The sequence below is a fragment of the Pseudomonas sp. St386 genome (genome assembly GCF_018325865.1).
Lineage (GTDB): Bacteria > Pseudomonadota > Gammaproteobacteria > Pseudomonadales > Pseudomonadaceae > Aquipseudomonas > Aquipseudomonas brassicacearum.
Genome location: NZ_AP021900.1, coordinates 1,507,690 through 1,520,377, shown reverse-complemented (window position 1 = coordinate 1,520,377; position 12,688 = coordinate 1,507,690). Strand labels below are relative to the sequence as shown.

Genomic DNA, 12,688 nt, shown 5'->3' with positions numbered 1-12,688 from the left:
CAAGCTTTGCTCCCACACCCCTTGCCACACCGTTCTAATTCGAAGGATTTTTTTCATGACCACACAACATCCCGCTTCACGCTCCCAACGCCTGAACCAGATCACCCACGAGCCCCACAGCCGGCTCGACGCGCTGGTCAAGGCCCACGCCCCGTTCGAAACCCCGGCCAGCTTCGCCCGTTTCGTCGTCGCTCAGTACCTGTTCCAGTCGGAACTGGTGGCGCTGTACAACGACGCCGAACTGTCCGCCCTGATCCCCGACCTCCCGGCCCGGTGCCGGGCAGAGGCGGCCAAGGCGGATCTGGCAGACCTGGACACCGAAGTCCCTGCGCCAGTGGCCGGTGCGGTGAAAAACCCGACCCAGGCCGAAGCCCTGGGCTGGCTGTTCGTCTCCGAGGGCTCCAAGCTCGGCGCCGCGTTCTTGATCAAGCGTGCCGTGGGCCTGGGATTGAGCGAGACCTTCGGCGCCCGGCACCTGGCAGAACCTGCCGGAGGGCGCGCCGAAGGCTGGAAATCCTTCACCCGCACCCTCGACGGCCTGGCCTTCAGCGAACAACAGGAAGCCGAGGCGGACCAAGGCGCACTGGACGCCTTCAACCGGTTTACGGTGCTCCTGGAACGCGCTTATGCGGCCGAACTGGCCTGAAGTGTCCGTACTTTCCATTGTGGGAGCGAGCCTGCTCGCGATGGCGTTGGATCAGTCAGCATCAATGTGACTGACATACCGCTATCGCGAGCAGGCTCGCTCCCACAGGGATATCAGCGAATAACAATCAGTGATCACACCGCAAATTCGCATGCCAGAACGCAAGCCAATGAACCGCCCCTCAAAACTCACCCAACTGCTCTTCGCCCTGCTCGCCTACACCAGCCTGGCCATCGGCCTGGTCGCCATCGTCGTGCCCGGCTTGCCGACGACCGAGTTCATCCTGTTGGCCGCCTGGGCCGCGACCCGCAGTTCGCCGCGCCTGAGCGCCTGGCTGGAGAACCATCGTCTGTTCGGGTCGATGCTGCACAACTGGCGCAACGGCAAGGTCATCCCGCGCCGGGCCAAGGTCGGTGCCACCACCAGCATGCTGCTCTGCGCGGGCTTGATGCTGGTGCTGCTCGACCACGCCTGGCCGGTTTACCTCGCACTCGCCGGCATGGGCCTGGGCAATCTGTGGATCTGGTCGCGCCCGGAACAGGCAAAGGGCTCTCGTGGCGAGGGAGCTTGTTCCCGCTGGGCCGCAAAGCGGCCCCCAACGGATTTTTGAACTATGATCGCCCTCTCGTACTGGAGGGCTTTCGATGTCAGATCTGCTCACGTCCATGCAAACCGCACTCGGTTTGCCCACGACCCCGATCACCTTCACTGGCGACGGCGCGCTGCCCTCGGCCTTCGCCGTCACGGAGCTGGCCAGCGCCTGCATCGCCGTGGCCGGGCAGGCGACCGCCGAACTCATCCAGCAACAAACCGCTCGCCAGGCGCCTGTCGAGGTCGACCGGCGCCTGGCGTCGTTCTGGTTCTCCACCTCCCTGCGCCCCATCGGCTGGAGCGTGCCGCCGATGTGGGACCCGGTGGCCGGCGACTACGCCAGCGCCGACGGCTGGATTCGCCTGCACACCAACGCACCGCATCATCGCCTTGCGGCGGAAAAAGTTCTCGGCACCTGTACCGACCGCGCCGACATGGCGGCCAGGGTGGCCCGATGGAACAAGGCCGAGCTGGAGCAGGCCGTGGTCGACGCTGGCGGTTGCGCCGCCGAGATGCGTTCGTGGCAAGCGTGGCAGGCCCATCCCCAAGGCCTGGCGGTCAATGCCGAGCCGCTGGTGCACCTGAGTAAGACGACTGGAGAGCAGCGCAAACCCTGGCTCGGCTCCGTGACCCAGCCACTGGCGGGGCTCAAGGTGCTGGACCTGACCCGCGTGCTGGCCGGCCCCGTCGCCAGCCGCTTCCTCGCCGGCCTGGGGGCCGACGTGCTGCGCATCGACCCGCCGACCTGGAACGAACCCGGCGTGGTGCCGGAAGTCACCCTGGGCAAACGCTGCGCCCGCCTCGACTTGCATCGGGCCGAAGATCGCGCGGCGTTCGAGGCATTGCTCAAGGACACCGACATCCTCTTGCACGGCTACCGTGCCGACGCCCTGGAACGCCTGGGCTACGGCGCCGAGCAGCGCCGGCAGATGGCCCCCGGCCTGATCGACGTCAGCCTCAATGCCTATGGCTGGAGCGGTCCGTGGCTGAACCGGCGCGGCTTCGACAGCCTGGTGCAAATGAGCAGCGGCATCGCCGAAGCCGGCATGGGCTGGAAACACACCGACAAACCGACACCACTGCCGGTGCAAGCGCTGGATCACGGCACCGGCTATCTGCTGGCGGCCAGCGCCCTGGTGTTGTTGTCCCGGCGCCTGGCAAGCGGTCACGGCGGCTCGGCACGCTTGTCACTGGCACGCACGGCAAAGCTGTTGATCGAGCGTGGCGTCGGGGATTCGAGCCCATTGCGAGCCGAGGCCGAGGATGATCAGGGCCTGGTGGTCGAACAGACCCCATGGGGACCGGCCCATCGCCTGCAGGTGCCCTTGAAAATCACCGGGACGCCGCTGCAATGGACCTTGCCAGCGGCGGAACTGGGCGCGCATAGAGCACGTTGGTGACGCGTTGATGTGGGAGCAAGGCTTGCCCGCGATGGAAGCGATGCGGTCTCTCAGAAATCGAGGTGCCTGTTTCGCGAGCAAGCTTTGCTCCCACATACCCCCCCTCGCCACAGGAGACACCTCAACATCGCGGTAAGCCTCACAATTCCAAAAACCCACTGTACAACCCATACGCCGCCATGCCCGCCCCTGACATCACGCAAGCAAAAATCCCCTTTTCCACATGGGTGAACAAGGGTTGGCGCTGCTCGCGCTTGGCCTGGGCAAACAGGATCACCCCGGGCGCATACAACAACGCCGACAGCAGCAGGTATTTCACGCCGCCGGCGTACAGCAGCCACACCGCGTAGCACAGCGCCACACCACCGATGAACAGGTCTTTCATGCGCCGGGCCGAGCCCTGTTCGTAGGTTTCCCCCCGGGCGCAAAGCAGCACCGCATAGGCCGCCGACCACAGGTATGGCACCAGGATCATCGACGAGGCGAGGTAGATCAGGCTGGTGTAGGTGCCTGCGGAAAACAGAGTGATCAGCAAAAACAGCTGGATCATGCCATTGGTCAGCCACAGCGCGTTGACCGGCGCGTGGTTGGCATTTTCCTTGGTCAGGAACGCCGGCATGGTCTTGTCCCGGGCGGTGGCGTAGAGGATTTCAGCGCACAACAGCGCCCAGGACAGCAAGGCTCCCAACAGTGAAACCGCCAGCCCCAGGCTGATCAGCAACGCACCCCAAGGCCCGACAATGTGCTCCAGGACACCGGCCAGGGACGGGTTCTGCAACTTCGCCAGTTCCGGCTGGCTCATGACCCCCAGGGACAACACATTCACCAGCACCAGCAGCGCCAATACCCCGAGGAACCCGATCACCGTCGCACGCCCTACGTCCACACGTCTCTCTGCCCGTGCCGAATAGACGCTGGCGCCTTCGATGCCGATGAACACGAACACCGTCACCAGCATCATGTGCCGCACCTGGTCCATCACACTGCCCAGGTCCGGGCTCATCGCGCCCCAGATATCGCGGGTGAAAATCTCGGCCTTGAAGGCCACGGCGGCCATGACGACGAACATCAACAGCGGCACGACCTTGGCCACGGTGGTCACCAGGTTGATGAGCGCCGCCTCCTTGATCCCGCGCAGCACCAGGAAATGCACCGCCCACAGCAATAACGACGCACAGCCGATGGCCACCGGCGTGTTGCCTTGGCCGAACACCGGGAAGAAGTAGCCCAAGGTGCTGAACAGCAACACGAAGTAGCCGACATTGCCCATCCAGGCGCTGATCCAGTAGCCCCAGGCAGACGAGAAGCCCATGTAGTCGCCGAACCCGGCCTTGGCATAGGCGTACACGCCCGAGTCCAATTCCGGCTTGCGATTGGCCAGGGTCTGGAACACGAAGGCCAGGGTCAGCATGCCGACGGCAGTAATCGACCAGCCGATCAGCACCGCACCGACATCGGCCCGAGCCGCCATGTTTTGCGGCAGGGAAAAAATCCCGCCGCCGATCATTGACCCCACCACCAGTGCGATCAGTGCGCCCAATGGCAACTTTTCAATCGGCTGCGGCATTTTTTCTCACTATTAAATTAAGTAAATAAGGCGACATAACGTTTTTGAATAACGTCATCCACACAAAGTCCAAAGGCTTATGACTCGACCATTCTCCAAGAGCGTAATTAAAAAGACCATGACGCCCGTTATTTTTTTGTCACGAATGCAGCCTACAAAATAGTTGCGACTCAACGGAAATCAACTAGCGTGAATAATCCTGCGGCAAGAAAACCTTCACAAACCCTTTGCCAAAGGCCCTGAAACGGGCCTTTCGAGCAACTTCAAGACGCCAACGGACGGTGTTAACTCCTTCATTAACAATGGAATGTTGTCATGCACTGATCCAGATCAGATATTCAACTTTCAAATCGACTTAGTCTATTGACTCTCTTCTCCTGCACTGGAGTCTCGCAAATGTCTGATACGCCCGGAAAACTTCGATTGGGTGCGCTGGTTGCACTGGTGGTCGGCTCAATGATCGGCGGGGGAATCTTTTCCTTGCCACAAAACATGGCGGCCAGTGCCGATGTCGGTGCAGTGCTGATCGGCTGGGCGATTACCGCCGTCGGCATGCTGACCCTGGCCTTCGTGTTCCAGACCCTGGCCAACCGCAAACCCGATCTGGATGGCGGGGTGTACGCCTACGCCAAGGCCGGGTTCGGCGACTACATGGGTTTCTCATCCGCCTGGGGTTACTGGATCAGCGCCTGGCTGGGCAACGTCGGCTACTTCGTGCTGCTGTTCAGCACCTTGGGCTACTTCTTCCCGGTGTTTGGTGAAGGTAATACCGTCGCAGCGGTGATCGGCTCATCGGTCCTGCTATGGGCCGTGCACTTCCTGGTATTGCGAGGCATCAAGGAAGCGGCATTCATCAACCTTGTGACCACCATCGCCAAGGTCGTACCGCTTGTATTGTTTGTGCTGATCGCCGTATTCGCGTTCAAGCTCGATATTTTCACCGCTGATATCTGGGGCCTGAAGAACCCAGACCTGGGCAGCGTGCTGAACCAGGTGCGCAGGATGATGCTGGTCACCGTGTGGGTGTTCATCGGCATCGAGGGCGCGAGTATTTTTTCCGCCCGCGCCGAGAAACGCACCGACGTGGGCAAGGCCACCGTCATCGGCTTCATCACCGTGCTGCTGTTCCTGGTACTGGTGAACGTGCTGTCCCTGGGCATCATGACCCAGCCTGAACTGGCGAAGTTGCAGAATCCGTCCATGGCCGCCGTTCTGGAGCATGTCGTGGGGCATTGGGGCGCGGTGCTGATCAGCGTCGGCCTGATTATCTCGCTGCTCGGCGCCCTGCTGTCCTGGGTGTTGCTGTGCGCCGAGATCATGTTCGCCGCCGCCAAAGACCACACCATGCCCGAGTTCCTGCGCCGGGAGAACGCCAACCACGTACCGGCCAACGCCCTGTGGCTGACCAATGCAATGGTCCAGCTGTTTTTGGTCATCACCCTGTTCTCGGCCAGCACCTACCTGTCACTGATCTACCTCGCCACCTCGATGATCCTGGTGCCGTACCTGTGGTCGGCGGCCTACGCAGTGCTGCTGGCGGTGCGCGGCGAGACCTATGAGAACGCCCTGGCCGAGCGCCGCAAAGACCTGGCCATCGGTGCCATCGCCCTGATCTACGCGGTGTGGCTGCTGTATGCCGGCGGCATCAAGTACCTGCTGCTCTCCGCCCTGCTCTATGCCCCCGGCGCGATCCTGTTCGCCAAGGCCAAGCACGAGCTGGGCAAACCGATTTTCACCTCTGTCGAGAAGCTGATTTTTGCCGCAGTGATCGCAGGCGCCCTGGTGGCGGCCTACGGACTCTACGACGGCTTCCTGACCTTGTAGTTGGCTGATTGTTCTAACTGGAGGATTTGTAATGACCACGGAAAAAGTGAAATACGGCGTGCATTCCGAAGCCGGCAAATTACGTAAAGTCATGGTGTGCTCCCCAGGCCTGGCCCACCAGCGGCTGACCCCGAACAACTGCGACGAACTGCTGTTCGACGATGTGATCTGGGTCAACCAGGCCAAGCGCGACCATTTCGATTTCGTCACCAAGATGCGCGAGCGCGACATCGACGTGCTGGAGATGCACAACCTGCTGACCGACATCGTCGCCATCCCCGAAGCCCTGGACTGGATCCTGCAGCGCAAGATCACCGCCAACTCGGTGGGCCTGGGCCTGGTGAACGAAGTCGGTTCGTGGCTGCGCAGCCTGGAGCCGCGCCATATCGCCGAATTCCTGATCGGTGGCGTCTCGGCCGATGACCTGCCGGACAGCTTCGGTGGCAAGACCATCCAGATGTTCCGCGACTTCCTCGGGCACTCCAGCTTCATCCTGCCGCCGCTGCCCAACACCCAGTTCACCCGCGACACCACCTGCTGGATCTACGGCGGCGTGACCCTGAACCCGATGTATTGGCCGGCGCGCCGCCAGGAAACCCTGCTGGCCAGCGCCATCTACAAATTCCACCCCGAGTTCACCCAGGCTGACTTCCAGGTCTGGTACGGCGACCCGGACCAGGAGCACGGCAACGCCACCCTCGAAGGCGGCGACGTGATGCCCATCGGCAACGGCGTGGTGCTGATCGGCATGGGCGAACGCTCGTCCCGCCAGGCCATCGGCCAATTGGCGCTGAACCTGTTCAAGCACAAAGCCGTGGAGCGGGTGATCGTCGCCGGCTTGCCGAAATCCCGCGCCGCCATGCACCTGGACACCGTGTTCAGCTTCTGCGACCGCGACCTGGTCACGATTTTCCCGGAAGTGGTGAGCCAGATCGTCGCCTTCTCCCTGCGCCCTGACGAGAGCAAACCCGGCGGCATCGACGTGCGCCGCGAGGACAGCAGTTTCCTCGACACCGTGGCCGCGGCCCTCAAGCTGCCAGCGCTGCGAGTGGTGGAAACCGGCGGCAACAGCTTCGCCGCCGAACGCGAGCAATGGGACGACGGCAACAACGTGGTGGCCGTGGAGCCGGGCGTGGTGATCGGCTACGACCGCAACACCTACACCAACACGCTGCTGCGCAAGGCCGGTGTGGAAGTCATCACCATCAGTGCCAGCGAACTGGGCCGGGGCCGGGGCGGCGGTCACTGCATGACCTGCCCGATCATCCGCGACCCGATCGATTACTAACCTTTGAGCCTGGGCCGGCACTGCTCTGCATCCAACGGCAGAGACCGGCCCCGGGGATAACCTACACCTGAGGAGATCCACATCATGGCGTTCAACATGCGCAACCGCAGCCTGCTGAGTCTGATGCACCACACCAACCGCGAGCTGCACTACTTGCTGGACCTGTCCCGCGACCTCAAACGTGCCAAATACACCGGCACCGAGCGTCCACACCTGCAAGGCAAAAACATCGCGCTGATCTTCGAAAAGACCTCGACCCGCACCCGCTGCGCCTTCGAAGTCGCGGCCCATGACCAGGGCGCCCACGTCACCTACATCGACCCGGTGTCATCGCAGATCGGTCACAAGGAAAGCATGAAAGACACCGCCCGGGTCCTGGGGCGGATGTTCGACGCCATCGAATACCGAGGCTTCGAACAGGAGATCGTCGAGGAACTGGCCAAGTTCGCCGGGGTGCCGGTGTTCAACGGCCTGACCGCTGAATTCCACCCCACCCAAATGATTGCCGACACCCTGACCATGCGCGAACACAGCGACAAGCCGCTGCATGACATCAGCTACGCCTACCTGGGCGATGCCCGCTACAACATGGGCAATTCGCTGCTGATGATCGGCGCCAAACTGGGCATGGACGTGCGCATCGGCGCGCCGAAAGCCTTGTGGCCGCATCAGGACTTCATCGACCAGTGCCAGGCCTTCGCCGCCGAAAGTGGCGCCCGCCTCACCATCACCGAAGACCCGAAGGAAGCCGTCAAGGGCGTGGACTTCATCCACACCGACATCTGGGTGTCCATGGGCGAGCCGGTGGAAGCCTGGGACGAGCGCATCGAGCAATTGCTGCCCTACCAGGTCAATGCGCAAATGATGAAAGCCTCGGGCAACCCGCGGGTGAAGTTCATGCACTGCCTGCCGGCGTTCCATAACAGCGAAACCAAGGTCGGCAAGGACATCGCCGCCCGTTATCCGAACCTGGCCAATGGCGTGGAAGTGACCGAGGAAGTGTTCGAATCGCCGGCCAACATCGCCTTCGAGCAAGCGGAAAACCGCATGCACACCATCAAGGCGATCCTGGTGTCGGCGTTGGCGGATATCTAGGCGCTTGAAGAGTGATCGTTCCCACGCTCTGCGTGGGAATGCATCCGGTGACGCTCTGCGTCACAGGGGACGCGGAGCGTCCCGGGCGGAGTTCCCACGCAGAGCGTGGGAACGATCATCACTGCGTTCTCGTTCCATTTTTGAAAGGACAGCACCATGCGTATCGTCGTTGCCCTGGGCGGTAACGCCCTCCTGCGTCGGGGTGAACCCATGACCGCAGACAATCAACGCATCAACATCCGCACCGCGACCGAACAGATCGCGAAAATCCACCCTGGCAACCAACTGGTCATCGCCCACGGCAACGGCCCGCAGGTCGGCCTGCTGTCGTTGCAGGCGGCGGCCTACACCTCGGTCACGCCGTATCCGCTGGACGTGCTCGGCGCCGAAACCGAAGGCATGATCGGCTACATCATCGAACAGGAACTGGGCAATCTGCTGGACTTCGAAGTCCCCTTCGCCACGCTCCTGACCCAGGTCGAAGTGGATGGCAACGACCCGGCCTTCCAGAAGCCCAGCAAGCCCATCGGCCCGGTCTACAGCAAAAGCGAGGCGCAAAAGCTCGCGGCCGAAAAGGGCTGGTCCATCGCCCCCGACGGCGACAAGTTCCGCCGCGTGGTCGCAAGCCCCAGGCCCAAGCGCATCTTTGAAATCCGCCCGATCAAATGGCTGCTGGAAAAGGGCAGCATCGTGATCTGCGCCGGCGGTGGCGGCATCCCGACGATGTACGACGCCGACGGCAAGCTGCAAGGCGTGGAAGCGGTGATCGACAAGGACCTGTGCTCGGCGCTGCTGGCCGAACAGCTGGAAAGCGATCTGCTGGTGATCGCCACCGACGTCAACGCCGCGTTCATCGACTTCGGCAAGCCGACCCAGAAAGCCATCGCCCAGGCCCACCCCGACGAAATGGAAAAGCTCGGCTTCGCTGCCGGCTCCATGGGGCCGAAGGTACAGGCCGCCTGCGAATTCGCGCGCAACACTGGCAAGGTTGCGGTGATCGGTTCACTCTCGAACATCGAAGCGATCGTCCAGGGCAAGGCCGGCACCCGCATCAGCACGGCGACACCTGGCATCGCTTATCGATAACAGGAAACTTGCGGGGCGGATCCAGGGTCTGCCCTACTCCCCATGCCTTCAAAGGAGAGTTGCTTATGGCCATGTTCGAACCCGGACACCTGCACATGGAGCGCCATGCGCTGAACAAGGATGACTTCAGCTACAACCTGTTCATCGACTACAAGGTCGATCAGGACGGCAAGGAGGGCACGGGCATGTCATTCCGGGTGCATGGCACCGTCGAAGACAAGTCCCTGGACGAGACGTTCTTCCTGGCCAAGGACCAGGCCTTCGACTTCGCCCGCCATGCCACGCGCGTCGCCCAGAAGTATGGCTTGCCCAAGACCGCGAGCATCGGCTCGATGCACAAGTACTACGACGAAATGTTCGAGGACGTGCGCAAGCAACTGGACGTCAAGCCGGGCGACCCGATGAAACCAGAACACCTGGCATAACCGCCCGCCCCCCCTACCCCTGTTTGTGGGAGCAGACCTGTGGGAGCAAGGCTTGCCCGCGATGGCATCGCCTCGGTCTATCAGTTACACCGAGGTGTTTGCATCGCGGGCAAGCCTTGCTCCCACAAGCTCGCTCCCACAAGGGTTATCAGTGCTCTGAATATCGGGTTAAACGCACTCACTGCCAGGCTGGCAACTCGCCACGGCTGACCTATTCTGAAAGTAGTACCCCCGGGTATTCGTTCAGAGGTCACCGCCATGAACATTAAAATAAAAAGACGCCTCGCCATTTTCGTCACCTGCGCCGCCACGCTTGCGCTGTACGGCACCGCGGCCTACCGGGTCGAGCAGGCCAGGCAACTGCCCCGTGAATACGCCAGTTGCAACTTCGAACGGTGCATCCCCCACAGCGCAACCCTGAACGCCCTGCGCTGAGGCGTGGTCAGTCGTCCTGTTGATCGGTCTTGAGCCGGTCCCGGAACGCCTTGGGCGAGATGCCGACGCGTCGGCGGAACAGCCGGGTGAAGTTGGTCGGGTCGGAAAACCCGAGCATTTCGGAAATCTCGTAGATGGTCATGCCGGTGTAGGTCAGCAGACGCTTGGCTTCCAGCAACTGGCGCTCATGCATGATCTGCAACGCCGGTTGCCCCGCCAGTTCCCGGCAAGTGCCGTTGAGGTGCGACACGGAAATGCCCAGGCGGTGGGCCAGGTCTTCGACCTTGACGTGCTCGCGATAGGTTTCTTCCACCAACTGAATGAAGCCGTTGAGGTATTCCCGGGCCCGTTGCGGGCGCTGGGCCTGGGTGTGTCGCTGCATCACCTGGCGGCTGACCCAGACCATGATCACGCTGACCAGCGCATGCATCAGCATTTCCCGCGCCGGTTGATGCCCCACGTACTCATTCTGCAAGGCGCTGAACAGGCTGTTGAGGTACTCGGCATTCTCAAGGGCGGGGTAGCTTTCGGCCTGGGCCAGGACGTTGACCGAATGCCCCAGTTGCGCTTGCAGGTGCGTGACCAGCGGCGCCGCCAGGGTCACCACGTAACCTTCCACATCCTCGGAAAAACGAAAGCCGTGGACCGACAGCGGCGGCAGGATCTGCACGGCCGGTTCGGTGAGTAGCGTGCGCCGGCCCTCGATTTCCAGTTCCGCCTGGCCCTTGAAGACAAACAACAACTGGCACAGATCGGCATGCCGATGAGGCTTGATTTCCCATTGATGCTCGCGACTGCGCTTGGAGATGGTCTCGCAGTGCAACAAGTCCGGCGTCGGCCATTCCTGGCTCTCGCCATAGAGCTTGAACACCGGGATCGAAGGCAGGTCAGGTTTTTTCATAACGTGGATCCGGGCCTGGGGTTGCGGGCGATAATCGCACCAATTGGTAAAAAGAACAGGTATCGGCTCAGTTTTCCCCTTCAACTGACAGGTCCGCAAGCGAAAAATGTAGGCACTCGATTTCTAATAATCAACACCGACCCTGGTCGCGTGCTTCGTGCGAGTCATAACAACAATGAAAACCCTCAAGACCCAAGTCGCTATTATCGGTGCCGGCCCCTCTGGCCTGCTGCTCGGCCAGTTGCTGCACAACGCAGGAATCGACACTGTCATCCTCGAACGCCAGACCCCGGAATACGTACTGAGCCGCATCCGCGCCGGTGTGCTGGAGCAAGGCATGGTCGAGCTGCTGCGCCAGGCTGGCGTTGGCCAGCGCATGGACACCGAAGGCCTGCCCCATGACGGTTTTGAACTGGTGCTCAACGATCGGCGGGTGCACATCGACCTCAAGGGCCTGACCGGTGGTAAAAATGTCATGGTCTACGGCCAGACCGAAGTGACCCGCGACTTGATGGCCGCCCGCGAAGCCGCCGGCGCCCGGACCCTGTACCTGGCCAGCAATGCCCAGCCCCACGACATGCAAACCGAAACCCCTTTCGTGACCTTCGAGCATGAAGGGGAAACCTGGCGCCTGGACTGCGACTACATTGCCGGTTGCGACGGTTTCCACGGCGTGGCGCGACAGTCCATTCCTGCGGAAAAACTCAAGGTCTTCGAACGCGTCTACCCGTTTGGCTGGCTCGGCGTGCTGGCCGACACCCCACCGGTCCACGAAGAACTGGTCTACGCTCGCCACGCACGCGGCTTTGCCTTGTGCAGCATGCGCTCCAAGACCCGCACCCGTTATTACCTGCAAGTGCCCGCCGAGGAACAAGTGGCCGACTGGCCGGACGAGCGTTTCTGGGATGAACTGAAAAACCGCCTGCCCGCCGACCTGGCCGAAGCCCTGGTGACCGGCCCGTCCATCGAGAAAAGCATCGCCCCGCTGCGCAGCTTCGTGGTCGAGCCGATGCAGTATGGGCGGATGTTCCTGGTAGGCGATGCGGCCCACATCGTCCCGCCCACCGGCGCCAAAGGGCTGAACCTGGCGGCCAGCGATGTCAGCACGCTGTTCAACATCCTGCTCAAGGTCTATCGCGACGGCCGTGTGGATCTGCTGGAGAAGTATTCAGCCATCTGCCTGCGGCGCGTCTGGAAAGCCGAACGGTTCTCCTGGTGGATGACTTCGATGCTGCACCGCTTCGACGACGATGCCTTCAACCAGCGCATCAGCGAAGCCGAGCTGGAATATTTCGTCGACTCCGAGGCCGGTCGCAAGACCATCGCGGAAAATTACGTCGGACTTCCTTACGAGGCTATCGAATAGTCGCCTATCGACTTAAACTGCGGGTTTCGTCCATTTTGCCTCTCCGGCGCGATGCCCGCAGGTT

Annotated in this window: 12 protein-coding genes; 10 read left to right on the top strand and 2 right to left on the bottom strand. The window is 61.9% G+C overall.

What is annotated here, in order from left to right:
• Window positions 1-55: 55 nt before the first annotated feature.
• The 3 genes from KI235_RS06670 to KI235_RS06660 all read left to right on the top strand — a co-directional run bounded on the left by KI235_RS06670 (window position 56) and on the right by KI235_RS06660 (window position 2,637).
• Complete coding sequence (locus tag KI235_RS06670) at window positions 56-646, top strand: biliverdin-producing heme oxygenase (protein WP_003198514.1); 591 nt, start codon at window positions 56-58, stop codon at window positions 644-646.
• A 169-nt stretch (window positions 647-815) separates the two neighbouring features.
• Complete coding sequence (locus KI235_RS06665) at window positions 816-1,256, top strand: YbaN family protein (RefSeq protein ID WP_033028171.1); 441 nt, start codon at window positions 816-818, stop codon at window positions 1,254-1,256.
• A gap of 34 nt (window positions 1,257-1,290) precedes the next feature.
• A complete protein-coding gene (locus KI235_RS06660) occupies window positions 1,291-2,637 on the top strand; it encodes a CoA transferase (RefSeq protein ID WP_212795601.1) in 1,347 nt (448 codons plus the stop codon).
• 139 nt (window positions 2,638-2,776) lie between these two features.
• Here the strand turns inward: KI235_RS06660 and arcD (KI235_RS06655) are convergent, their stop codons facing one another.
• Window positions 2,777-4,204: an arginine-ornithine antiporter gene (gene arcD / locus KI235_RS06655; protein ID WP_027912045.1), complete on the bottom strand. Its 1,428-nt coding sequence runs from the start codon at window positions 4,202-4,204 to the stop codon at window positions 2,777-2,779.
• 396 nt (window positions 4,205-4,600) lie between these two features.
• On the opposite strand from arcD (KI235_RS06655), the gene arcD (KI235_RS06650) reads away from it, so the two are divergent.
• The 6 genes from arcD (KI235_RS06650) (at window position 4,601) to KI235_RS06625 (ending at window position 10,357) form a co-directional block, all read left to right on the top strand.
• The gene (gene arcD, locus KI235_RS06650; RefSeq protein ID WP_212795600.1) at window positions 4,601-6,028 is read left to right on the top strand and encodes an arginine-ornithine antiporter; all 1,428 of its coding nucleotides are present in this window, start codon (window positions 4,601-4,603) and stop codon (window positions 6,026-6,028) included.
• Window positions 6,029-6,059: 31 nt separating this feature from the next.
• Complete coding sequence (gene arcA, locus KI235_RS06645; RefSeq protein ID WP_003198506.1) at window positions 6,060-7,316, top strand: arginine deiminase; 1,257 nt, start codon at window positions 6,060-6,062, stop codon at window positions 7,314-7,316.
• An 84-nt stretch (window positions 7,317-7,400) separates the two neighbouring features.
• A complete protein-coding gene (locus KI235_RS06640) occupies window positions 7,401-8,411 on the top strand; it encodes an ornithine carbamoyltransferase (RefSeq protein ID WP_003198502.1) in 1,011 nt (336 codons plus the stop codon).
• Between the two features lie 156 nt (window positions 8,412-8,567).
• Window positions 8,568-9,497, top strand: coding sequence for a carbamate kinase (gene arcC / locus KI235_RS06635; RefSeq protein ID WP_212795599.1), 930 nt, complete (start codon window positions 8,568-8,570; stop codon window positions 9,495-9,497).
• 65 nt (window positions 9,498-9,562) lie between these two features.
• Entirely contained in the window at window positions 9,563-9,922 is a 360-nt protein-coding gene (locus KI235_RS06630; RefSeq protein WP_003198498.1) for a DUF5064 family protein, read from the top strand.
• Between the two features lie 258 nt (window positions 9,923-10,180).
• Window positions 10,181-10,357: a hypothetical protein gene (locus tag KI235_RS06625; RefSeq protein WP_003198496.1), complete on the top strand. Its 177-nt coding sequence runs from the start codon at window positions 10,181-10,183 to the stop codon at window positions 10,355-10,357.
• Window positions 10,358-10,364: 7 nt separating this feature from the next.
• On the opposite strand, the gene KI235_RS06620 is transcribed toward KI235_RS06625, so the two are convergent.
• Complete coding sequence (locus KI235_RS06620) at window positions 10,365-11,258, bottom strand: helix-turn-helix domain-containing protein (RefSeq protein ID WP_003198494.1); 894 nt, start codon at window positions 11,256-11,258, stop codon at window positions 10,365-10,367.
• 175 nt (window positions 11,259-11,433) lie between these two features.
• On the opposite strand from KI235_RS06620, the gene pobA reads away from it, so the two are divergent.
• Window positions 11,434-12,624: a 4-hydroxybenzoate 3-monooxygenase gene (pobA, locus tag KI235_RS06615; RefSeq protein WP_003198491.1), complete on the top strand. Its 1,191-nt coding sequence runs from the start codon at window positions 11,434-11,436 to the stop codon at window positions 12,622-12,624.
• Window positions 12,625-12,688: the final 64 nt, after the last annotated feature.